Origin of the sequence: Arthrobacter sp. SLBN-112 (genome assembly GCF_030944625.1) — a bacterium.
Classification (GTDB): domain Bacteria; phylum Actinomycetota; class Actinomycetes; order Actinomycetales; family Micrococcaceae; genus Arthrobacter.
Genome location: NZ_JAUSXY010000001.1, coordinates 1,781,986 through 1,802,976, shown reverse-complemented (window position 1 = coordinate 1,802,976; position 20,991 = coordinate 1,781,986). Strand labels below are relative to the sequence as shown.

Here is a 20,991-nt window from a genome sequence, read left to right as displayed (position 1 = left end):
TGTCACCAGCTCGCGCCGGGATGCTCGCGGGCCAGGACCTGCATCTCCGCGAGGAGGTAGCCCAGGTGCTCCGAATGCTTGCCGTACCGGCCGCCGCCCGGCGCTGCGGGCACGTCCGGGACCTCCAGCTCGGCTTCGGTGAGGACGGCGGTGGTCAGGCGGTCAAAGTCTTCCCTCAGGCTGGAAGGCGCGACGGCGGCACCCGCCTGGGCGAGCCGCTGCGTCAGGTCATCATCCTGGAACAGTTCGTTGACGTACGGCCACATGAGCCGCAGGCCATGGATCATGCGTGTGCGGGACTCCTCGGTGCCGCCGGCCAGGCGCAGGACCCACTGGCTGCTGTGGTCGCGGTGGTAATCCACTTCCTTCACGGCCTTGGCGGCGACGGCTGCCAGGGTGGCGTCCGTGGATTCGGTGAGGCGGCGGTAGAGCTCGTACTGGTAGTAGCTCACCACGAACTGGCGGGCGATGGTGGCCGCGAAGTCCCCGTTGGGCTGTTCGAACAGCTGGACGGAACGGAACTCGTGCTCGCGGCGGAAGTAGGCCAGCTCATCCTCTGATGTGGCCGTGCCGTCCTCCTTGGGCATGCCGGCGCCGGCGTAGGTGAGGAAGCTGCGGGCGTGGCCCAGCTGGTCCAGGGCGATGTTGCCCAGGGCGATGTCCTCCTCCAGCTCCGGTGCACGCGAGATCCAGTGGCCCAGGCGCTGGGCGAGGATCAGGGCGTCGTCGCCGAGGCGCAGGGCGTATTCGGCGGTGTCTTCTGTCGGCTTCACCAGGCCGGTTTTGACCTCGAGGGCGATGTCCTCCGGGCGGAGGGCGTTGCCGGGGGTGATGCGTGTAGCAGATGCGTTGGAGTCGCCGCCTGCGACGCCGGTGGAGATTTCGCCGTGGCCTGTGGTTTCTGCCTTGGTTTCGGGGGTGCTCACAGGTGCTTCACCCCTTCGCTCTTGGTGTAATACGTGGCGTGCCGGTAGTCCTTGCCCTGCGGGGACTCGAAGAAGGAGCCCTTGGAATCGGGGTCGCTGGCCGCGATGGCGTCGGCCGGGACCACCCAGATGGAGACGCCCTCGTTCCGGCGGGTGTAGAGGTCGCGGGCGTTCCGGAGGGCCATGGCGGCGTCCGGCGCGTGCAGGGACCCGGCATGCACGTGGCTCAGGCCGCGGCTGGACCGGACGAAGACCTCCCAGAGGCCCCAGGCTCCGCGGTCGTGGGTTTCGGCCGGGGCCGACGAGGCTTTCGGGGCTTCGCGGTTGATTTCAGTGGCGGCGCTGGCGGGGGCGTCCGGGTTTCCGTGGGGGCTCATGCTGCGTATTCCTTCTGCTGCTTTGCTGACTGTTTTGCTGCGTAAGCCGCCGCTGCCTCTCGGACCCAGGCGCCGTCGTCGTGCGCTGCCCTCCGGCGCTCGAGACGCTGGGCGTTGCAAGGACCGCGGCCGGCCAGGACTTCCTGGAACTCGTGCCAGTCCAGGGGGCCGTGCTCCCACTTCTTGGTGTCCTCGTTGAAGCGGACCTGGTCATCGGGGAGGGTGAGGCCCAGGACCCGGACCTGCTCCACCATCATGCCCACGAAGCGGCTGCGGAGCTCGTCATTGCTGAAGCGCTTGATGTTCCAGGCCATGGACTGCTTGGAGTTGGGGGAATCGTCGTCCGGCGGGCCGAACATCATCAGGGCGGGGGCGTACCAGCGGTTCACGGCGTCCTGGGCCATCTGCTTCTGCGCAGGCGTGCCGTTGGAGAGTTCAAGGAGGATCTCGAAACCCTGGCGCTGGTGGAAGGACTCTTCCTTGCAGATGCGGACCATGGCGCGGCCGTAGGGGCCGTACGAGGCGCGGCAGAGCGGGACCTGGTTGCAGATGGCTGCGCCGTCCACCAGCCAGCCGATGGCGCCCATGTCCGCCCAGGTCAGCGCCGGGTAGTTGAAGATGCTGGAGTAGCGGGCCTTGCCGGCGATGAGGTCGTCCATCATCTTGTCCCGGTTTTGGCCCAGGGTCTCGGCGGCGCTGTAGAGGTAGAGCCCGTGGCCGGCCTCGTCCTGGACCTTGGCCATGAGGATTGCCTTGCGCTTCAGGCTGGGGGCGCGGGAGATCCAGTTGGCCTCCGGCTGCATGCCGATGATCTCGGAGTGGGCGTGCTGGGAGATCTGGCGCAGGAGGGTCTTGCGGTACGCGGCCGGCATCCAGTCGCGGGGCTCGATCCGGGAGTCCTCGGCGATGATGCGGTCGAAGTGGGCCTCCCCCGCGGCGTCCGCTTCTTGGGTTAGCTCAGCCGGCACTGACTGCAAGTTCTGCGCTGCCATGGTTGCTCCTATGCAAAGACCTACTGGGACGTCCGGAATTATTTACCGACCGTTCGTTCAGGATATGCGGGCGCGGCGGAACTCGTCAAGCGTGCACCCCTCCCCCTCCGACGCCCGCTCACCTTCGACAGCCTTTCCCCCGACGCCCGCTCAGCTTTTGCACCTTTTTCTGCAACGCCCGCTCACCTTCGACAGCCCTTTCGGGGACGCCCCATCACCTTTCGCACAAAGTGTGGGCCGTCGTCGTGCGCTGCCCGCCCAGGTCGGGGCCCGCCGTCGGGGCACTGACCGCGTGAGGTGCGGGGCCGCCGTCGTGCGCTGCTCGCGGTTCTCGACGCGCAAATCCACTTTCGACGCAGGCGCTCCCATTCGCACCCCAAATATCTGGCGCGCCAAGGAATCTGCGCCGCGGAATTGAATAGGTGCGTCGCCAGCACCAGCGTGGGCGCGCGGCGACCAGGGCGCGCCAGGGAATCTGCGGGTCGGCACGGAATTTGCGCGTCGGCGGCGCCACTCCACGTTCAGCGTGCAGCGCGGTCCGCGGGTCCTTAACGGCCCGGCGTACCGGCGAACTTCACGGGAGCCCCGCTGGATTGTCGTGGAATGAGGGTGGGCATGGACCGGCGGATGCGGGGCTCCGCGGCCGGATTGACGATGAGGTCGATCGCCGTGGCGGCGATCTGGGCGAGGGGTACTCGTACGGAACTCAGGGGCGTGGGAAGGCGGGACGAAAGCGGAATGTCGTTGTATCCGACCAGGGCGAGATCTTCAGGGATGGCGATGCCGTGCCGGTGCGCTGCCGCCATGACGCCCATGGCGATGTTGTCATTGGCGGCGAAGATTGCTGTGGGGCGATCGCCCGGGGCCTTCCCGAGAAGTGTCTCGCCGGCCGTGTATCCGTTTTCGATGCCGTAACCGGCGGCTATCAGCCACTCGTCGCGCGGTGCGATTCCCGCCTCGCCAAGCGCCCTGCGGGCACCCTCGAGGCGCGCGGTTCCGGTGGATGTGAAAGCGGGGCCGGTAACAACGGCGATGTCCCGGTGGCCCAGGTCGATGAGGTGGCGTACGGCGAGGTAGCCACCCACTTCGTCGTCTCCGAGGGCGGAGGGGCTGATGCCGTCAGTCCGGAGCACCAGGGCATGCGCTACCCGGCGCTCGCGCAGCAGCCGGGGTAGTTCGTCATCGAGGCGTGCCGTGGCGAGAATCAACCCGTCGACGTTTCTGTCCAGCAGTGTTTCGGCTGCCCGGCGTTCATCGTCGGGATCGTCGCCGCTGGTGGCGACCATGGCGAAGTAGCCGCGGGAAGACGCGGCCTTTTCAAGTTCCTCGAACATCAGGGCCATGACGGTGTCACTCAGGCGGGGGACCAGGACACCCAACGTCCTGGTCTCGCCGCGGCGAAGACTTGAGGCGAAGGAGTTCCGCCGATAGCCGAGCTCCTCGGCGATCTTACGGACGTGTGCTGCGGCCGCTGAACGGGACGTGGTGCGTTCGTCCAGGGCACGGCTGGCCGTGGAGATGCTGACGCCACTGGCAGCTGCGACGTCCTTCAGGGTGACGATCGCAGCGGGTAAGGCCCGTTCCATCGCGCTTCTCCTCTTCAGCAAGGGTGTAACAGACACTCTATTCCTCCAACTTGCAAACGTTCTCTTGACAGTGAGCTGCGACACGTGCAAACTTGAAAACGTTCCCGCAAACGTTTTCATACTAGCGGGACTACCGACCATCAAAGAAGACAAGAAGGTAGCTGTAATGACACTCGATCTCCGCGGACTCAGCCCCGCACCTGTCACCCCGTTCACCGAAGATGGCGCTGTCGACTTCGCTGCGATCCAGCGTCTGGGTTCGTGGCTCGGATCGATTGAGGGCGTGAAGAGCCTCGTGGTCTTGGGGCACGCCGGCGAAGGCACGTTCCTTACTGAAGAGGAGCAGCTGGACGTCATCCGCGCGTTCGTGGCGTCGACCGACGGCCGTGTACCGGTGGTGGCGGGTATCACGAAGGAGGGCAACAAGACCGCGGCCCTCGAGGCCAAGAAGGCCGTCGAGGCCGGCGCGTCAGCTGGTCTGGTCTACCCCTCGCACGGGTGGCTGCGCTTCGGATACCAGAAGGGCGCCCCGCAGTCGCGCTACCAGGAGATCTATGAAGAGTCCGGCCTGCCGCTGATTCTCTTCCAGTACCCCGACAACACCAAGGCCACCTACGACCTCGACACTCAGCTCGAGATCGCCGGCCAGGAGGGCGTCTTTGCGACGAAGAACGGTGTCCGGAACATGCGCCGGTGGTACACCGAGATCCCCGCGCTGCGCGCCGCGTACCCCGAGCTGCAGGTGCTGTCCTGCCATGACGAGTACCTGCTGCCGACCATGTTCGACGTCGACGGTCTGCTCGTCGGCTACGGCAACATCGCCCCCGAACTGCTCGTCGAACTGATCGAGGCCGGCAAGGCGCAGGACTACAAGCGTGCCCACGCAATTCATGAGCGCCTGCTGCCGGTGACCAAGAACGTTTACCACCGCGGCTCCCACATGGAGGGCACCGTCGCCTTGAAGTGGGGCCTGGTGAACCGCGGCATCCTTGAGCACGCCACCGTGCGCACCCCGCTCCTGCCCTTGCCGGAAGGCGCCGAGACCGAAATTGCGGAAGCCTTCGCGGCCGCAAACATCGGCAAGGTCACCGCCACTGTCTGATCCACGGATCCTGAGGATGGCGGGAGCAACACCCGCCATCCTCCCCTAGGCTTTAGCCATCTCCACTCTTGGTCAATGAGGACCCCAGCGTCACCGCTGGAGAAGGAGGACTCGCAATGCGCGAGCCGAACAACACCACAACCATGGCCGGCGGCCCCAACGCCGCCAGGATGAACGCAGAGCTCGTAGCCCGACTCGAACGGCTCCCGCTCACCCGACGGCTGACCCTGATCCGCGTGGTCATCGGATCAGCCACGTTCTTCGACGCTTACACGGTCCTGGCCATCGCCTTCGCGATGCCCCAACTGTCCACCGAATGGCACCTTACGGCCGGGGAAATTGGGATGATCCTCTCCGCCGGCTACGTAGGCCAGATCTTTGGCTCCCTGTTCTTCGGACACCTTGCAGAGAGAATCGGCCGCATGCCGGTCCTGCTCATCACCATCCTGCTCTTCGTCTCCATGGATGTCGCTTGCCTCTTCGCCTGGGGCGCCACCTCGATGATCGTCTTCCGCTTCATCCAAGGCATAGGCACCGGCGGCGAAGTCCCCGTCGCCAGCGCCTACATCAACGAATTCGTCGGCGCGAAAAAGCGCGGCAGGTTCTTCCTTCTCTATGAAGTCATCTTCCCCGTCGGCCTGATGTTCGCCGGCATCGCAGGCTACTTCCTGGTCCCGGTCGTCGGCTGGAAAGCCATGTTCATCGTCGGCATCGTCCCCGCCCTGCTCACCATCCCCATGCGCTGGCTGATGCCCGAATCCCCGCGCTGGCTCGCCTCCCGGGGACACGTCAACAAGGCTGACATGGTGGTCACCATGCTGGAGAATGAAGCCCGCAAAGCAGGCCACGCCCTTTCCGAGCCCGTCGTGCGTCCCGTGGATCCGAAGGCCACCGCACGGACCGACTGGCGTGAACTGTTCTCAGGCATCTACAAGAAGCGCACCCTGATGATCTGGATGCTTTGGATCTGCGTGTACATGGTCAACAACGGCCTCATCACCTGGCTCCCAACGCTCTACAAGCAAGCGTTCAACCTGCCCCTGCAAACCAGCCTCGCCTACGGCTGGGTGACATCAGCTGTTGGAGTTGTCGCGTCCATCCTCTGCGCACTGCTCATCGACAGGGTGGGCCGTAAGCGCTGGTACAGCGTCGCCTTCCTGGCCGCGACCGTCCCGCTGGTCATCCTTACCGCCCTCGGAGCCGTATCCGCGACGCAGGTGGTGGTGTTCGCCAGCATCGCCTACGCCATCCTGCAGACGATCTCCTTCTCGCTGTACCTCTACTCGGCCGAGCTCTACCCGACCCGGCTCCGTGCCATCGGCACAGGATTCGGGAGTGCCTGGCTCCGCGCCGGCTCCGCGATCGGGCCTATCCTGGTCGGCTGGATCGTGGACAACTACGGCATCAGCCTGGTCTTCACCGTCTTCGCAGCCGTCGCCCTCATCGGCGGCCTCATCACCATCTTCTTCGCTATCGAAACCAAGGGCCGGGTGCTTGAGGAGCTCTCCCCCTGACGGACTCTGCCGTTGTGGTTGGGCGGCGGCGCGGGTCCTGTTGAAGGGTCCGCGCCGCTGTCCGTTTTGGTGGGTAAGCCCCTGGCGGGATCGGGACGGTTCCCGACGCGCAAATGCATTTTCGAGCCCCACATTCCTATGCGCGAACCACATATCCGGCGCGCAAAGGAATGTGCGCCGCGGAATGGAATCTGCGCGTCGCCGGCGGCTCCGGAGGGACCGATGTTCCCTGTTCAATGTCAGTGACGCGGAGCACAATTGGCCTTGCCTCACCACGAACGGAGCCATCCAATGTCCGAGCACACCAATACCACCCCAGAGCACGCAGAGAGCAGGGTCCCCCTCCCCGGCTCCGAACGCGCCACAGCGGCAAGGATCCAAAACACCCTGGGTCCCGCCAATCCCGCCCACAGGATCGAGGTCACCGTGATCCTGCGCCGCCAGGAACCGTTGCCGGAGACCCCCACCGAGCCCACCGCGCCCCTGACCCGCGAAGAACTGGCGGCCCGGCACGGCGCCTCCGACGAGGACCTGCGCCTTGCCACCGAAACCTTCACCCGGCTCGGAGCTGACGTCGTCGAGGCCGACCCCGCATCCCGCCGCATACGCCTTGCCGGGACGGTGGAAGTCCTGAGCCGGATCTTCGGCACCAGCCTGGAGGAAGTCACCAGCAGCGGTCCGCACGGCCACGACGTCACCCACCGGCACAGGACCGGTGGACTGCAGATCCCCGCGGAGCTGGACGGCGTTGTCACGGCGGTTCTGGGCCTTGACGACCGCCCCCAGGCCCGCGCCCAGTTCCATGCAATTCCGCTGGCGGCAGCCGGGACCAGCTACACACCGCCCGAACTCGCCCGGATCTACGACTTCCCCGCCGGCAGCGGCGGTGCCGGCCAGACCGTGGCCATCATCGAACTCGGCGGCGGCTTCGCCCAATCCGACCTGGACGCCTACTTCTCCGAACTCGGGATCACCGGGCCCACAGTGCGGGCAGTAGGAGTCGACGGCGCCGCGAACCAGCCCGGAAAGGACCCCACGGGCGCGGACGGCGAAGTCCTCCTCGACATCGAAGTGGTGGGCGCCTTGGTGCCCCAGGCGGACATTCCGGTGTACTTCGCACCCAACACCGACGCCGGTTTCCTCGACGCCATCATCAACGCATCCCACGCCACCCCGGCGCCCACGTCCATCAGCATCAGCTGGGGCCAGAGCGAGGACGACTGGACCGCCCAGGCCCGGACAGCGTTCGACCAGGCCCTGGCCGACGCCTCGGCCCTTGGCGTGACCGTCACCGCGGCGGCAGGGGACAACGGCAGCGCAGACGGCGCCACTGACGGCAAGGACCACGCCGATTTTCCCGCCTCCAGCCCGCATGTGCTGGCGTGCGGCGGAACCCGCCTTGACGCGGACCCGGCCACGGGAACCATCACGTCCGAAACTGTGTGGAATGACGGGCCGCACTCAGCCACCGGAGGCGGCTACAGCGACACCTTCCCGGCGCCCACCTGGCAGTCCGGCCAGTCCACGCACCATGGCGGCCATCACCCCACCGGCCGGAAGGGCCGCGGAGTGCCGGACGTCAGCGGCGTCGCGGACCCCCAGACGGGCTACAAAGTCCGGGTTGACGGCAAAGACATGGTCATCGGGGGCACCAGCGCCGTAGCACCGCTCTGGGCGGCACTCATCGCTCTCCTGGCGCAGTCAACCAGCCGCACCTTCGGGCAGATCCAGCCGCTGCTGTACGGCAACAAGGCCGCATTCCGCGACATCACCACGGGAAACAACGGCACGTACAAGGCCGCGGCCGGTTGGGACCCCTGCACCGGTCTCGGCAGCCCCGACGGAACGGCACTCCTCACCGCCATCACGTCCGGCCGGTGACCTGACGGGAAGCAGCCCGGTCCGCGGTCCTGCGGCGGTCATGTTTCTTAAGCTTTTCTTAGGAACCCTCGGAGAGGATCGAAACAGAGACCAGGACAGAACCCTGTCCGCCGCAGGACCACCCCGGAGGATTCGTGAACGAACCAACCCGCGCCCACAAGACAACAGGCAAGCCCGGCACTACCGCCGCGGCCCGTGCCCAGTTCCCCGTACTCCCCCAGGCCCGGCACTGGCTGCTGCTAGGCGCGCTGCTGTGCGCCGCCGTCGTCGCGCTGGGCTTCACGGTGCAGCTCCTGCCCGGCGACGCCGCGACCGAGTTGAACGTGGACCAGGAGCTCAGCCAGCACCACGTTGCCGTGCTGACCGCCGTCGCGATGGCAATCAACCTCCTGTTCGGCCCGGTGGCGGGCCTGGGCCTCATTGCCGTCATCGCCGTCGTGGTGCTGCTGGTGCGCCGCGACCTGGCCAAGGCCGTTGCCTTCGGCGTGGTGGCATGCTCGGGCTGGGTGGCCAGCGAAGCCTTCAAGCTCATCGTCGCGCGGCAGCGACCCAACCCGGCGCTGCTGTTCGACCCGCTGGCGCCGGAGACCGGATCCAACAGCTTCCCCAGTGGCCACGTCAGCTTCGCCGTCGCCCTGGCCTTCGCCCTGTACTTCCTGGCCCGGCGCACCCGCTGGTCCAAGCTGGTCGCCGCCGCAGGAGCCGTCATGGCCGTGACGGTGGCATGGTCGCGGCTCTACGTCGGGGTGCACTACCCCACCGACGTGGTGGCCTCCTTCCTGGCGGCGAGCGCCGCCGTCGTACTGCTCGCCGGGCTCTGGAACCGCTACGCTCCCCGGCTCTTCGACCACCTGCCCGCCGCGTTCACCACACCGTCCGGCCGACGCTAAGGGACCACCATGCACGCCATGCTCACCCCTGACGTGGTCTCCGCCATGGCCACCGCGGGATCACCCTCCCTGCTGGACCCTGCCGGCCTGCTCGGCGGCCTGGGACCGGCAGCCCTGGGCGTGATCGCCGGGATGGTCTTCATCGAATCCGGCGTCCTGTTCCCGTTCCTGCCCGGTGATTCGCTGCTCTTCACCGCCGGGCTCCTGCACCAGCAGCTGCAGCTGGCCCTTCCCGTCCTCATCGGCGTGATCACGGCGGCCGCGATCGCCGGCGACCAGGTGGGCTATCTGCTGGGGCGGCGCTTCGGCCGGCGCTGGTTCAAGGACGACGCCAAGGTCCTGAAAACCGCCCACCTCACCGCCACCGAGGACTTCTTCCGCCGGCACGGTGGCGCGGCCGTGGTCCTGGCCCGTTTCGTCCCCATCATCAGGACGTTCGCCCCGCTGACCGCCGGCACCGCCCGCTACGGGTACAAATCCTTCACGCTGTGGAACATCGTGGGCGCCGCCGCCTGGGCCACATCCGTGACCCTGCTGGGGACGTGGCTTGGGCATTACGAAATCATCGCCAAGAACATCGACGTCATCGCCGTGCTTATGGTCCTGGTCTCCGTGATTCCCTGGGCCGTGGAATACCTCAAGCGCCGCCGCGCAGCCAGGCAGGACGCATTCACGGAAGAATAGGCGGCATGACCACCCCGGACCGGCCCTCCCTGCTGCTCGCCGAGGACGACCCTGCGCTGGGTCCCCTGATCGCGGAACTGCTGGAGCCGGACTACCGGATCCGGCTCGCGGCCACCGGCCAGGAAGCCCTCCACCTGGGCCTGACTCAGTCCTGGGACGTGATGGTGATTGACCGCGGCCTGCCCGTCATGGACGGACTGGCCGTCATCGCGGCGCTGCGGGCGAAAGGCATCGCCACGCCCATCCTGATCCTCACCGCCCTGGGCGAGACGGACCAGAAGGTCCGCGGGCTGGACGCCGGCGCCAACGACTACATGACCAAACCGTTCGACGCCGGCGAGCTGGCAGCGCGGCTGCGCGCACTGACGCGGACGTTCGCTCCGCCCGCGGGCCCGGTGGGCATCGGCACCTGGGACTTCGATCCGGCGTCGCGCGCTGTCCGTTCCGCCTACGGCGAGGTGGTGACACTGACCGCCAAGGAAGCCGAACTCCTGGCGGCACTGGCCGCCGAACCCGGCAGGGTGTTCACCCGCGACGACCTGCTCGCCGCGCATTTCCAGTCCACGGACCAGCCCGGCGTCATCGACACCTACGTCCACCACCTCCGCCGCAAGATCTCCCGGACCGTCATCCGCACCGTCCACGGCGTGGGCTACCAGATCGGCGATGCATCATGACCTTCTCTCACGGCTCCGGCTCTGGTTCCTCTGGCTCTGGCTCCGGCTCTGGTTCCTCCGGCTCTGGGGACGCGGACCGGGACACCCTCCGCCGCGCGTCACTCAAGGTGGCACTGCGGATCAGCGCCGGGGTGGCCGTCCTGGTCCTGGTCCTGCTCGCCGCCGCCACCGTGTTCCTCATGAACAAGCTGGCCCACCCGACTCCGCCCGACGCCACGGCCGGCAAGGCCTACACCTACCTGGATTCGAAGGACCTGATCGAGGGGATGATCCTGGCCGGGTTGGCAGGCATCGTGCTGGCCGGTGTGGTGGGGTGGATCAGTGCCCGCAGCGCCATCCGGCCGCTGGGCGATGCCCTGGCCCGGCAACGGCGCTTTGTCCAGGACGCCAGCCACGAGCTCCGCACCCCGCTGGCGATCCTTGATACCCGCATCCAGCTCGCGCAGCGCAAGGCCGAGCCCGGGTCCGAACCCGCACAGGCCCTGGCGAAGATCCGGGACGACACAGCGACGCTGACGGGGATCGTCAACGAACTCCTCCTGGCGGCGACGGGGTCGCCCGGGTCCGCTGGGTCCGATGTGGAGCCGGTGGATGTGGCGGAAGTTGCCCGGGAAGTTTCCGCGAGCCTGCAGGACCTGGCCCGGCAGCAGGGCGTCAGTTGTATCTTCTCCGGTGGCCCGGGTGGCGCTGGCGCTGGTGGCGCCGCGGCGCGTGTACGCGTGGACCCGGGGTCGCTGCGGCGCGCGGTGCTGGCCCTGGCCGACAACGCCTTGGCCCACACCCCCTCCGGCGGAAGCATCACCATCAGCACCGGTGTTGAGGGGTCCCGGGCGGTGGTCCTCGTGACAGATACAGGAACCGGAATCACGGGGGTGGACCCGGACCGGATCTTTGACCGGTTCGTCCGTGCTCCGGGCCGCGCTCCCGGCCGGTCTCCCGGCCGGTCTCCCGAGGCGGGTGAGCCTGCCGGGCGGCGGAGCTTCGGGATCGGGCTGGCCCTGGTCCGCGACATTGCCACCGCCGCCGGCGGGACCGTGGAGGTGGTCCGCACCGGGCCCGACGGGACCACCATGCGGCTCGCGCTCCCGCTCGCGCGGGGGTAGGGGCCGGGCTGCTGCGCCGCCGTCGTACTGGCCCTCGCCGCGGAACTGGTGCGCCGTCGTCGTACGCTTCTCCAACTTTCACGACGCCCAAATCCGTTTTCGACGCCGACGTTCCCCTGCGCCTCCCAAATATCTGGCGCGCCAGGGAACCGGCGCCGCGATATGTAATCTGCGCGTCGCGGAGCGCTTTTCCACATAGCGGCCGGCAACCCATTCCGGCGGGTCCGGACGGCTGTGCACCATGGGTGAATGCCAGATCTTCCACCGCTTCTGTTGTCCCGCGATTGCATGGTCCACGGGCTCACGCCGAACGAGCTCGCCAAGCGGGTGAGAGCCGGCGCCCTGGTCCGCGTCCGGCACGGCGTCTACACGGACGGTCCGGCGTGGCGGGCGCTGAAACCGTGGGAACAATACCCGCTGCGCATCCAAGCGGCTGCGGAAATGCTGCAAAAACCCACCATTTTCGCCCGCCACTCCGCCGCCAGCTCATGGGGAATCCCCACCATCGGCGTACACCCGGTGCAGGTGCTCACTTTGAAGAACGACGGCGGCCGGTCGCGCGGTGGGATCAGGCGCCACTTCGCGGCCAGGACAGACCTGAAGGTGGTCAAGCTCGGCGGTTTCCTGGTTACCGACCGCATCCGGACCGTACTGGACCTGGCAGCGTTCAGCCCGTTCTCGGAGGCCATCGCCCCGCTGGATCATGTACTGCGGGACGACCCTGTCAACGGGCTGCCCGCCCTGACCAAGGCCGAACTGGAGGCCGGGATCGGGGCGATCTACTCTGCGGCCGCGGCGCGGCGGATTCGGGCGGCCATTGCATTCGCCGATCCTGCATCCGGCTCGGCCGGGGAGTCCTGGAGCCGCGCATTGATCCACGCGGCCGGATTCGAAGCCCCCATCCTGCAGCAGAAGTTTTCGGACGCCGCCGGGCCGGTTGGCTACGCCGATTTCTATTGGAAGGAGTCCAAGGTGGTTGGCGAGTTCGACGGTGAGGAGAAGTACGTGAAGGACGAGTTCCTCAAGGGCCGCACCGCGTCGCAGGCCGTTGTGGCGGAGAAGAACCGCGAGAACCGGATCCGCGCCCTGGGATTGCACGTGGTGCGGTGGGACTGGGCCGACCTCAAGGAACCCGGGGCGCTGGAACGGAAGCTGGCAGCGGCAGGTGTGGCCCGTCGTCGGACGCGTTCTGCTGTGCTCGACGCGCAAAACCGGCTATGACGCACGCGCTACCTGGCGCACCCGAAATGTGGCCCGCGCCCAGGAATCCGGGCAGCGAAAACGGATATGAGGGTCGCAAACGGATATCGGGACCGCAGGCCGCCCGTCAGCCTCAGAGCAGGGTGGCCAGAGCCAGGCCGCCGGCGGCTGCGGCCACCGCGGCCACGGCGGTGCCGATTCCGTTGAGGAGGGCCAGTCCGGTGCGGTGGGACTGGGCCGACCTCAAGGAACCCGGGGCGCTGGAACAGAAGCTGGCAGCGGCAGGTGTGGCCCGTCGTCGGACGCGCTCTGCCGTCCTCGACGCACAAAACCGGCTATGACGCACGCGCTACCTGGCGCACCCGAAATGTGGCCCGCGCCCAGGAATCCGGGCAGCGAAAACGGATATGAGGGTCGCAAACGGATATCGGGACCGCAGGCCGCCCGTCAGCCTCAGAGCAGGGCGGCCAGAGCCAGGCCGCCGGCGGCTGCGGCCACCGCGGCCACGGCGGTGCCGATTCCGTTGAGGAGGGCCAGCCCGGTGCGGCGGGACTGGATGAGCCGCACGGTTTCAAAGCTGGCCGTGCTGAACGTGGTGTAACCGCCAAGGAAACCAGTACCGGCAATGGCCTGCAGCTCGGCCGGCGCCGCGTGGACGATCACGGCACCGGCGAGCAGGCCCAGCATGAACGACCCCGTGACGTTGATGATGATGGTTCCCACCGGCAGGGCGGTGCGGATCCTGGACCGTACCAGGCCGTCGACGACGAACCGGGTGGCTGCGCCGAGCCCGCCGGCAAGGCCGATCAGGAGGATCGTCACGACGCTCACTGGCCCTCCTTGCGCGCGCCCACGGCCTTCTCCCGGCGATCGGTTGCCCGAGCGTGATGGCCCGCCGCCAGCCAGATCCCCGCAGTGGTAGCCGCCGCGCCGGCCGCCACACTGACCCCGACGTAGAGCAGCGCATCGGCGACGCGTCCGGCCCCGAACAGGGTGTTCGTTTCCACCGCCAAAGTGCTATACGTGGTGAACGCGCCCATGAAGCCGGTGCCAACGAACAGCCGGATCAGCCGCAGCCGCCCCGTGTCAGGCCCCCTCCGAACCAGAGCCTCCAGCAGGAGGCCGAGCAGGAACGCGCCGGAAAGGTTAATGACCAGGGTGGGGACCGGCCAGCCGCCCGGGGCAGGCAGGATGCTGCTCATGCCGTAACGGGCCAGTGCCCCCAGGATCCCTCCGGCGATGACCACCAACAGGAACCCGGGGTGCAGGTGCACCGGCCGGTGGGCGCGCGCCGCACCGAGGGTCCCCTGGTCCGCTGCAGCCTGCTGGCCGCCACCCTCCGGAAGCCGGGTCCCGTCGTCGTGCCCCTGCGTGTCCGCCGTCCCCGCCTGGGCCTCGGGAACCGGCGGTTCCATCAGTGGCCCGCCTTCGGCTGGTGCCTGTGCGGCGCAAGCGGGACAACCAGGACGGGCCGGTGCTGGCGGTGGGTGAGGTGCACGGCGACAGATCCCACCAGCAGTTCCTCGAGCCGGGCTCCGAGTCCGCGCTCGCGGGTGCCCACCACAATGACTGACGCGTCGGCGGATTCCGCCAGGCGCCCCAGTGCCCTGGCAGGGTCACCGGCAAGGGTCACGAAGGACCAGTCGACGCCGGTTCCGTCGAGGGCCGCGCGGAGTTCCGCGGCGATGGTGGCACTGATTCCTTCGATGTCGTCATCAATCCCGTCCGGGTCGATCGGCCGGGCCTCCACCCTGCCGTCCGGCTCCTCAGCAAGGTAGGTGGTGACGTCCACGTAGGCGCAGACCAGCTTCACGCCGAGGCTGTAGGCCAGCTCGGCGGCACGGTGCGCGACGGCCAGCGGCTGGCCGGGCACGACGCCCATGAGCACCGGCCCACTGATCTTGCGTGCAACGTACGGCGTGCGCCCGGCAGCGGGGCTTGGTTGTTTCCCTGGCTCAGTCATGTCAACTCCTGTCAGATCCGGATTCTACTGCGCAGCCGGACATCCGAGGCATGTGGACAGCGAGTGCCAGATCTGTCACAAACGCCCATTAGAGGCAAATGAGTCATATCTGGCACAAATGAGTGAGCTGATTGAGGGCAGGACGGCCCGCCGCACACTGGCCGGATAGACGCCGGCGGCTTACCAGGCGCTGGAACTCGGGTGGCCCGCGCCAGGGAATGTGCGCCCTCGGAAACGGTGCGTCAGCTGGTTTCCCTGGCGGGGACCTCTCCCGCGCGGAGCTGCGTGGCGGCCCAGCTGGCCAGCACCTTCAGCGCGTCCTCCGACGGCGTTCCCGGCTCGGCCGTGTAGACGTTGATCCGCAGGCCGGGATCGGCGGGTAGCTCCAGGGCCTCGTAGGTCAGGTCCAGGTCCCCCACGACGGAATGGTGGAGCCGTTTGCGGCCGGTACGGTGGTACTTCACATCGTGCCGGGCCCAGCGGACGCGGAACTCCTCGCTCTGCGTCGAGAGCTCGCCGATCAGGTCCGAGAGATCCTTGTCGTACTGGATTCTTCCCGGCCGTGGACCGCAAAACAGCCACGATGTCATCCGCCGCGCGCTCCCAATCGGCGAAGAACTCCCGTGCCTTCGGGTTCAGGAAGGTGAACCGTGCGCTGTTCGGCGGGGTCACGTCGTCGGTCATCATCTCCAGGTACAGCGCCCGGCCCAGTTCATTGGCGGCCAGGACGTCACCGCGGTCATTGCGGACCCAGGCCGGCGCGGTGGTAATCGCGTCGATGACGCGCTGCACGCTGGGCCGCACCGTCAGCGGGCTGCGTTTGCGCCGCACCCGGGGAGCGGCCGTGGATGCACGTGCCAGGTCGAAAAGGTGGGCCGTCTCGGCGTCGTCCAACTGCAAGGCACGCGCCAGCGCCTCCAGGACGCTGTCCGAGGCGCCGGAAAGGTTCCCCCGCTCCAGCCGGATGTAGTAGTCGATGCTCATCCCAGCGAGCATGGCCACCTCCTCCCGGCGCAGGCCCTTCACGCGACGGTTGCCGCCGTACGCCGGCAGCCCGGCTTCGTCCGGCGTGAGCCGGGCACGGCGGGAAGAAAGGAACTTCCGCACGTCGTCGCTGTTCGTCATGGCCTCCACGCTACCGCCGCCGCGGCCGGCGAAGGAGGGACTGTCAAGCCCTCCCACAAACCTCCGCATCCCAATACCGTGAAGGAATGGTTAAGGAACTCACACTCAACAACGGCATCACCATGCCCGCACTCGGCCTCGGCGTCTTCCAAAGTCCCCCGGAAGAGACGACGGCGGCCGTCCAGACCGCGCTCGAGGTGGGCTACCGGCACATCGACACAGCCGCCGCCTACGGCAACGAGCGGGAGGTGGGCGAAGGCATCCGCCGCTCCGGCCTGGACCGCGCCGACGTCTTCATCGAAACGAAGATCTGGGTCAGCGACTACGGCTACGACCAGGCCCTGCACGCGTGGGACAAGGGCGTTGGCAAGCTCGGGGTGGACCAGCTGGACCTGCTCATCCTGCACCAGCCCGCCCCGGACCGGTTCGAGCAAACCATCGCCGCGTACAAAGCCCTGGAAACCCTGCTGGCGGACGGGCGGGTGCGGGCCATCGGCGTCAGCAACTTCATGCCGCACCACCTGAACCAGTTGCTGGCGGAAACCGACGTGGTTCCGGCCGTGAACCAGATCGAGCTGCACCCTTACTTCGCCCAGCGGAACGTCCAGGCGGCGGACGCCGCGCATGGCATCATCACGCAGGCCTGGTCTCCAATTGGCGGCATCACGTTCTACCCCGGGTGGGGCGAGAACCGGAAGAACGTCATGCGGGACCCGGTGATCGCCGGCGTCGCGCAGGCCCATGGCAAGACGCCCGCCCAGGTGATGCTGCGCTGGCACCTGCAGCAGGGCCGCTCCGCGATTCCCAAGTCCACCAACCCGAGCCGGATCGCCGAGAACTTCGACGTGTTCGGCTTTGAGCTGTCCGCCGCCGATTTGGCCGCGATTGACGCCCTGGACACCGGCGTCCGCAGCGGCCCGGACCCGGACGTTGCCCGTCCGGAGCGGTTCGCCATGGTCATTCCGGAAGCCTGAGGAGAGAACCAATGGAATACCGCCCGCTTGGCCGCACCGGGGTGCAGGTCAGCCCCCTCTGCCTGGGTGCGATGATGTTCGGCCCTTGGGGCAACAATGACCGCGCCGACGCCACCCGGATCATCCACCGCGCCCTGGACGCCGGCGTCAACTTCGTCGACACCGCTGACGTCTACTCCGGCGGCGCCTCGGAGGAGATCGTCGGCGAGGCCCTGGCCGGGCGCCGCGACGACGTCTTCCTCGCCACCAAGTTCTTCATGCCCATGAATGAGGACGACCCCAACCAGCGCGGCGGCTCCCGCCGCTGGATCATCCGCGAGGTGGAGAACTCGCTGCGCCGGCTGAACACGGACTACATCGACCTCTACCAGGTGCACCGCCCCAGTCCCGACACCGACGTGGAGGAGACCCTGGGCGCCCTGACCGATCTGGTCCGCCAGGGCAAGGTGGCGCTACATCGGTTCGTCGTCCTACTCCGGATCGCAAATCGTGGAAGCCCAGTGGGCGTCCCGCGAACGCAACCTGGAACGGTTCGTCACCGAGCAGCCGCCGTACTCCATCCTGACCCGCGGCATCGAGGAGGACGTCCTGCCGGCGGTCCAGCGGCACGGCATGGGCACCCTGACCTACAGCCCTCTCGCCGGTGGCTGGCTCTCCGGCCGGTGGCGGAAGGACTCGCCGTCCACACCCACCTCAAGCCGCCGCCCCAGCGCCCGGTTCGACATGACCAAACCCGCCAACCAGCAAAAGCTCGACATCGTCGAAGAGCTGGCCCAGGTGGCCGAATGGGCGGGAGTCACGCTCATCGAGCTGGCCATCGCGTTCGTCATCAACCACCCCGGCGTCACCTCGGCCATCGTGGGACCACGCACCATGGAACAGCTCGAGTCGTACCTACCGGCCGCGGACACCAAGCTGGCGCCCGAGGTGCTGGACCGCATCGACCAGCTGGTGGCCCCCGGCGTCACCGTCAACCCCGACGACAACAGTTACGGCGCCCACGAACTGACAGCACACGCACGACGGCGGCACGGCGCTTAAGTGCCGCACCCACCCTGTTTCAAAAACCCTCTGAAAGGAAAACCCATGGCAACGTGGCTCATCACAGGCTGCTCCACCGGACTCGGCCGGGCACTGGCGGAAGCCGTGCTCGCGTCCGGGCACAACGCCGTCGTCACCGCCCGGAACGTCGACTCCGTGCAGGACATCACCGCCGGTTTCCCGGACACTGCCCTTCCGCTCCCCCTCGACGTCACCGACAAGGCGCAGATCAGCGCGGCAGTCAAGCAGGCTGAGGAGAAGTTCGGCAGCGTGGACGTGCTGGTCAACAACGCCGGCTACGGGTACCGAGCCGCCGTGGAGGAAGCGGACGACGCCGACATCCGCCAACTGTTCGACACCAACTTTTTCGGTGCGGTGGACATGATCAAGGCAGTGTTGCCGGGCATGCGGGCCAACAAGGGAGGATCCATCCTGAACATCTCCTCCATCGGCGCCCGCATCACGCCGGCCGGTTCCGGCTACTATGCGGCGACCAAGGCGGCACTGGAGGGCATGTCCGGCTCGCTCCGCAACGAGCTGAAGCCGCTGGGCATCAACGTCACCGCGATCGAACCCGGCGGCTTCCGCACCGATTTCGCGGGCCGCTCGCTCACCCAGTCGGCGACGCCGATCGGCGACTACGCGGACACCGCAGGCAAGCGCCGCAAGGAGAGCGACACGAGCCACGGCAACCAGCCCGGCGATCCGGACAAGGCCGCCCGGGCGATCATCGCCGTCGTCGAATCCCCCACCCCGCCGGGTCTGCTGGTCCTGGGCACGGACGCGTTCGGCGCCTTCGGGATGGTGGCGGACGCCCAGCGGGCCGAACTCGATCAGTGGCAGGAGCTGAGCACCGGCACCGACATCACAGATTGACGCGGGACCGGCGTGGCTCCCGCGACGCGCGAGGTCAGCTTGTCGCCTCGTTGGCAGGTTCTTCCCGCATTGCCCGCAGGCTTCGGGGCCCTGGGGACGGTCGCCGCGGCTCGCGGTCTCCCGCTGAGCCGCCGCTGCCCAACCACAGGATCACCCGCGATCCTATGGGCACCGTCGCCCCCGATTCCGGGCTCTGGTCGGTGACGACGCCGCTGGGCCAACCCGCCGCCTCCAGGGGCAGGCCGTCTGGGTCGGGGCCGACCGCAACGAGTTTACTGTCCATCAGGACGGCCCGTGCGGAGTCGAGGGACAACCCGATGACATTCGGTACGGTGACATTTGACTGCCTTCGCCTTCCCCGGGCGGCCTGGGCGGCCAACTCGGCGGCCGCGCCAGCCTCTGCCGCCCGGGCTGTCTGCTCGCCGGAGGTAGGCAGGACGACTCCGGTCGGGATGACCTCGTCAAAGTCCCGCCAGCGTTCCCACGCAGATTGACGGGCGATGCCCAATCGGGCGGCGATTTCCGCCCATGATGAGCCGCGGCGACGCGCCGTACGAACCGCCGCGATCTCCGCCTGATCCAGCAAATACCGCAACTGCCGGACATCACTGAGCGCACCCAGGGCTGCCACATCACTCGCCGGGGCGTCCCGGGAATCGCCTAACCACGAGCGCAGGCGCTGCCACACTGACTGGCCCTCACTCCATGGATCTCGTTGCGCATCCATACTGTCAGGATAGCCTGACAGGGCGCCCGCGTCGATGGGTTTGAGTCCAGGATCATGACCGCATGCCGCCCGGCAATTACCGTTGCCGATCCAGAAACCAGGACGGATCCAGATTCGGCTCGGGGCGGCGCCGGAGCTTCCTGAACAGGGCGATGAACGGGACCAGCAACAGCTGAAGCACGCCGCCGGCGATGAGCAGGACAACGAGCAAAACGATGACGGGCAGATAGAGGAGGAACACCCCTCCCATGGCGGCGATATATCCGACGGTGTAGCCGAGGATTGTCCCGGTATCCATGACTGCTTCCTACTGCTGGTGGTCAGTGACGGATTCTGCGGAGCCTCAGCCTGCGCCTCGGCCCCGGGCTCTGGCCGGTAACGGAACGTACCCGCCGCCATGACCGGTGCGGCCGGTAGCTGATGGGGTCAGGGGGAGGCGGTGCTGCAGCGACCACCGAGGACCCTTTCCTGCGGCGCCGCAACGTCAGCAGAACAACCAGGGTCAGGCCGACCCACACAAAGGCAGCAACAAATATGAGTGCCACTGACTGGGCCGTGCTCATGGCAGGGATCGCCGGGAAACCACGGGGCGGATGAGGGGAAGCTCCTGTACTGAGCGGTCAGCGGTGGACATGATGCCGTCCTGGTTATTCGCGTGGCTACCCGTTTGGCTGACTGCATAGCGCGGTACATCAAAGTGTCCGCCCTTTGTGACGGCGCGGCAAGAGCGCGGGCACAAAGGCCGGCGGACGGAAAGTGCGGGAGAGGCCGACAGCCGCGAAAGACGTGCTACCTGCCTGCGGGCAGGGCCGGGAGCGTGGTCAAGCTCAGCTGTGCGCGGTGATGGCGGTAGTGCTTGGGTGCCCATTCCAGGACGTCCCGTCGGCTCATCCAGGGCTGGAAGTACGGGTCCCATTGCGTGGGCATCGTCATGCCGCGGTTGAGCGCCCGGCTGTCCGCGCGGCCGTACCAGTGCACGATGATCCGCGTGGTCCGGTCCATCATCCGCAGCATGCCGTGTGGCGTCAGGATCTGGCCCCCGGCGGCGCTCCCGGCCCAGTTCACCCAGTTGTAGGGACGCGCGCTTGCATTGAGGAGGCGGCTCCAGTTCCGGGACGCCGACGGCGGCAAGTGCGCGAACAGCCCGAGCAGGGGTATCCCGGCAAGTGCGATGTTCTGCCCCAGCGCCATGTGGAAGAGCAGTTGCCGGTTGGTCCACCGCGTGCCGGTCGAGGGCAGGTCCAGCTCGCCGTCTGAGACGTTCAGGATGATGCTCCGGAAGTCGGCCGCGATCCACAGCAGGTCCGCCTTCACGGGGTCGCTGTCGGGTACCGCCATCGGAGCCTCCCCTCG

The 20,991-nt window shown here is 67.6% G+C and carries 20 protein-coding genes and 2 pseudogenes; 11 read left to right on the top strand and 11 right to left on the bottom strand.

The genetic code is table 11. The features are described 5' to 3' along the window. Positions 1-2: 2 nt before the first annotated feature. From paaC to QF050_RS08450, 4 genes are all read right to left on the bottom strand, one after another. Positions 3-926, bottom strand: coding sequence for a 1,2-phenylacetyl-CoA epoxidase subunit PaaC (gene paaC / locus QF050_RS08465; RefSeq protein WP_308930042.1), 924 nt, complete (start codon positions 924-926; stop codon positions 3-5). Continuing rightward, positions 923-1,303, bottom strand: a complete 381-nt coding sequence (gene paaB / locus QF050_RS08460; protein ID WP_308930041.1) for a 1,2-phenylacetyl-CoA epoxidase subunit PaaB — start codon at positions 1,301-1,303, stop codon at positions 923-925. The genes paaC and paaB overlap by 4 nt, the downstream gene beginning before the upstream one ends. Next, complete coding sequence (paaA, locus tag QF050_RS08455; protein WP_308930040.1) at positions 1,300-2,295, bottom strand: 1,2-phenylacetyl-CoA epoxidase subunit PaaA; 996 nt, start codon at positions 2,293-2,295, stop codon at positions 1,300-1,302. Before paaA ends, paaB begins: the two co-directional genes overlap by 4 nt. Positions 2,296-2,843: 548 nt before the next feature. Next, positions 2,844-3,881 carry a LacI family DNA-binding transcriptional regulator gene (locus tag QF050_RS08450; RefSeq protein WP_308930039.1) on the bottom strand — a complete coding sequence of 346 codons (1,038 nt, stop codon included), beginning with the start codon at positions 3,879-3,881 and terminating at the stop codon, positions 2,844-2,846. 166 nt (positions 3,882-4,047) lie between these two features. On the opposite strand from QF050_RS08450, the gene QF050_RS08445 reads away from it, so the two are divergent. The 8 genes from QF050_RS08445 to QF050_RS08410 all read left to right on the top strand — a co-directional run bounded on the left by QF050_RS08445 (position 4,048) and on the right by QF050_RS08410 (position 12,953). Next, positions 4,048-4,983 carry a dihydrodipicolinate synthase family protein gene (locus QF050_RS08445; RefSeq protein ID WP_308930038.1) on the top strand — a complete coding sequence of 312 codons (936 nt, stop codon included), beginning with the start codon at positions 4,048-4,050 and terminating at the stop codon, positions 4,981-4,983. A gap of 116 nt (positions 4,984-5,099) precedes the next feature. Beyond that, positions 5,100-6,497, top strand: a complete 1,398-nt coding sequence (locus tag QF050_RS08440; protein ID WP_308930037.1) for an MFS transporter — start codon at positions 5,100-5,102, stop codon at positions 6,495-6,497. Positions 6,498-6,788: 291 nt separating this feature from the next. After that, positions 6,789-8,378, top strand: a complete 1,590-nt coding sequence (locus tag QF050_RS08435; protein ID WP_308930036.1) for a S53 family peptidase — start codon at positions 6,789-6,791, stop codon at positions 8,376-8,378. 134 nt (positions 8,379-8,512) lie between these two features. Further along, positions 8,513-9,268 carry a phosphatase PAP2 family protein gene (locus tag QF050_RS08430; RefSeq protein WP_308930035.1) on the top strand — a complete coding sequence of 252 codons (756 nt, stop codon included), beginning with the start codon at positions 8,513-8,515 and terminating at the stop codon, positions 9,266-9,268. A gap of 9 nt (positions 9,269-9,277) precedes the next feature. Further along, complete coding sequence (locus QF050_RS08425) at positions 9,278-9,952, top strand: VTT domain-containing protein (protein WP_308930034.1); 675 nt, start codon at positions 9,278-9,280, stop codon at positions 9,950-9,952. A 5-nt stretch (positions 9,953-9,957) separates the two neighbouring features. Continuing rightward, positions 9,958-10,629: a response regulator transcription factor gene (locus QF050_RS08420; RefSeq protein WP_308930033.1), complete on the top strand. Its 672-nt coding sequence runs from the start codon at positions 9,958-9,960 to the stop codon at positions 10,627-10,629. Beyond that, on the top strand, positions 10,626-11,732 hold the full coding sequence (locus tag QF050_RS08415; RefSeq protein ID WP_308930032.1) for a HAMP domain-containing sensor histidine kinase: 1,107 nt from the start codon (positions 10,626-10,628) through the stop codon (positions 11,730-11,732). Before QF050_RS08420 ends, QF050_RS08415 begins: the two co-directional genes overlap by 4 nt. Positions 11,733-11,981: 249 nt before the next feature. Next, positions 11,982-12,953, top strand: coding sequence for a type IV toxin-antitoxin system AbiEi family antitoxin domain-containing protein (locus QF050_RS08410; RefSeq protein ID WP_308930031.1), 972 nt, complete (start codon positions 11,982-11,984; stop codon positions 12,951-12,953). Between the two features lie 432 nt (positions 12,954-13,385). Here the strand turns inward: QF050_RS08410 and crcB are convergent, their stop codons facing one another. The 4 genes and pseudogenes from crcB to QF050_RS08390 form a co-directional block, all read right to left on the bottom strand. Further along, on the bottom strand, positions 13,386-13,763 hold the full coding sequence (gene crcB / locus QF050_RS08405) for a fluoride efflux transporter CrcB (RefSeq protein WP_374121511.1): 378 nt from the start codon (positions 13,761-13,763) through the stop codon (positions 13,386-13,388). Continuing rightward, positions 13,760-14,347, bottom strand: a complete 588-nt coding sequence (locus QF050_RS08400) for a CrcB family protein (protein ID WP_308930030.1) — start codon at positions 14,345-14,347, stop codon at positions 13,760-13,762. Before QF050_RS08400 ends, crcB begins: the two co-directional genes overlap by 4 nt. Next, on the bottom strand, positions 14,347-14,895 hold the full coding sequence (locus QF050_RS08395; RefSeq protein WP_308930029.1) for a universal stress protein: 549 nt from the start codon (positions 14,893-14,895) through the stop codon (positions 14,347-14,349). Before QF050_RS08395 ends, QF050_RS08400 begins: the two co-directional genes overlap by 1 nt. A 242-nt stretch (positions 14,896-15,137) precedes the next feature. Then, positions 15,138-16,020, bottom strand: a pseudogene (locus QF050_RS08390) (helix-turn-helix domain-containing protein). A gap of 86 nt (positions 16,021-16,106) precedes the next feature. Here QF050_RS08390 and QF050_RS08385 point away from each other — a divergent pair. The 3 genes and pseudogenes from QF050_RS08385 (at position 16,107) to QF050_RS08375 (ending at position 18,911) form a co-directional block, all read left to right on the top strand. Next, positions 16,107-16,994, top strand: coding sequence for an aldo/keto reductase (locus QF050_RS08385; RefSeq protein ID WP_308930028.1), 888 nt, complete (start codon positions 16,107-16,109; stop codon positions 16,992-16,994). Between the two features lie 11 nt (positions 16,995-17,005). Beyond that, positions 17,006-18,035 (top strand): annotated as a pseudogene (locus QF050_RS08380) (aldo/keto reductase). A 45-nt stretch (positions 18,036-18,080) separates the two neighbouring features. Next, the gene (locus tag QF050_RS08375) at positions 18,081-18,911 is read left to right on the top strand and encodes an oxidoreductase (protein ID WP_308930027.1); all 831 of its coding nucleotides are present in this window, start codon (positions 18,081-18,083) and stop codon (positions 18,909-18,911) included. A gap of 34 nt (positions 18,912-18,945) precedes the next feature. Here the strand turns inward: QF050_RS08375 and QF050_RS08370 are convergent, their stop codons facing one another. The 3 genes from QF050_RS08370 to QF050_RS08360 all read right to left on the bottom strand — a co-directional run bounded on the left by QF050_RS08370 (position 18,946) and on the right by QF050_RS08360 (position 20,976). Further along, the gene (locus tag QF050_RS08370; protein WP_308930026.1) at positions 18,946-19,638 is read right to left on the bottom strand and encodes a PASTA domain-containing protein; all 693 of its coding nucleotides are present in this window, start codon (positions 19,636-19,638) and stop codon (positions 18,946-18,948) included. A 76-nt stretch (positions 19,639-19,714) separates the two neighbouring features. Then, complete coding sequence (locus QF050_RS08365) at positions 19,715-19,936, bottom strand: hypothetical protein (RefSeq protein WP_308930025.1); 222 nt, start codon at positions 19,934-19,936, stop codon at positions 19,715-19,717. A 491-nt stretch (positions 19,937-20,427) separates the two neighbouring features. After that, the gene (locus tag QF050_RS08360) at positions 20,428-20,976 is read right to left on the bottom strand and encodes a DinB family protein (protein ID WP_308930024.1); all 549 of its coding nucleotides are present in this window, start codon (positions 20,974-20,976) and stop codon (positions 20,428-20,430) included. Between the last annotated feature and the right edge of the window lie 15 nt (positions 20,977-20,991).

Bases quoted from the DNA above. Each gene is read 5' to 3' on its own strand.
- paaB (WP_308930041.1), bottom strand. From the start codon at position 1,303: ATGAGCCCCCACGGAAACCCGGACGCCCCCGCCAGCGCCGCCACTGAA.
- paaA (WP_308930040.1), bottom strand. From the start codon at position 2,295: ATGGCAGCGCAGAACTTGCAGTCAGTGCCGGCTGAGCTAACCCAAGAA.
- QF050_RS08450 (WP_308930039.1), bottom strand. From the start codon at position 3,881: ATGGAACGGGCCTTACCCGCTGCGATCGTCACCCTGAAGGACGTCGCA.
- QF050_RS08445 (WP_308930038.1), top strand. From the start codon at position 4,048: ATGACACTCGATCTCCGCGGACTCAGCCCCGCACCTGTCACCCCGTTC.
- QF050_RS08440 (WP_308930037.1), top strand. From the start codon at position 5,100: ATGCGCGAGCCGAACAACACCACAACCATGGCCGGCGGCCCCAACGCC.
- QF050_RS08435 (WP_308930036.1), top strand. From the start codon at position 6,789: ATGTCCGAGCACACCAATACCACCCCAGAGCACGCAGAGAGCAGGGTC.
- QF050_RS08425 (WP_308930034.1), top strand. From the start codon at position 9,278: ATGCACGCCATGCTCACCCCTGACGTGGTCTCCGCCATGGCCACCGCG.
- QF050_RS08420 (WP_308930033.1), top strand. From the start codon at position 9,958: ATGACCACCCCGGACCGGCCCTCCCTGCTGCTCGCCGAGGACGACCCT.
- QF050_RS08415 (WP_308930032.1), top strand. From the start codon at position 10,626: ATGACCTTCTCTCACGGCTCCGGCTCTGGTTCCTCTGGCTCTGGCTCC.
- QF050_RS08410 (WP_308930031.1), top strand. From the start codon at position 11,982: ATGCCAGATCTTCCACCGCTTCTGTTGTCCCGCGATTGCATGGTCCAC.
- QF050_RS08400 (WP_308930030.1), bottom strand. From the start codon at position 14,347: ATGGAACCGCCGGTTCCCGAGGCCCAGGCGGGGACGGCGGACACGCAG.
- QF050_RS08395 (WP_308930029.1), bottom strand. From the start codon at position 14,895: ATGACTGAGCCAGGGAAACAACCAAGCCCCGCTGCCGGGCGCACGCCG.
- QF050_RS08385 (WP_308930028.1), top strand. From the start codon at position 16,107: ATGGTTAAGGAACTCACACTCAACAACGGCATCACCATGCCCGCACTC.
- QF050_RS08375 (WP_308930027.1), top strand. From the start codon at position 18,081: ATGGCAACGTGGCTCATCACAGGCTGCTCCACCGGACTCGGCCGGGCA.
- QF050_RS08370 (WP_308930026.1), bottom strand. From the start codon at position 19,638: ATGGATGCGCAACGAGATCCATGGAGTGAGGGCCAGTCAGTGTGGCAG.
- QF050_RS08365 (WP_308930025.1), bottom strand. From the start codon at position 19,936: ATGGATACCGGGACAATCCTCGGCTACACCGTCGGATATATCGCCGCC.
- QF050_RS08360 (WP_308930024.1), bottom strand. From the start codon at position 20,976: ATGGCGGTACCCGACAGCGACCCCGTGAAGGCGGACCTGCTGTGGATC.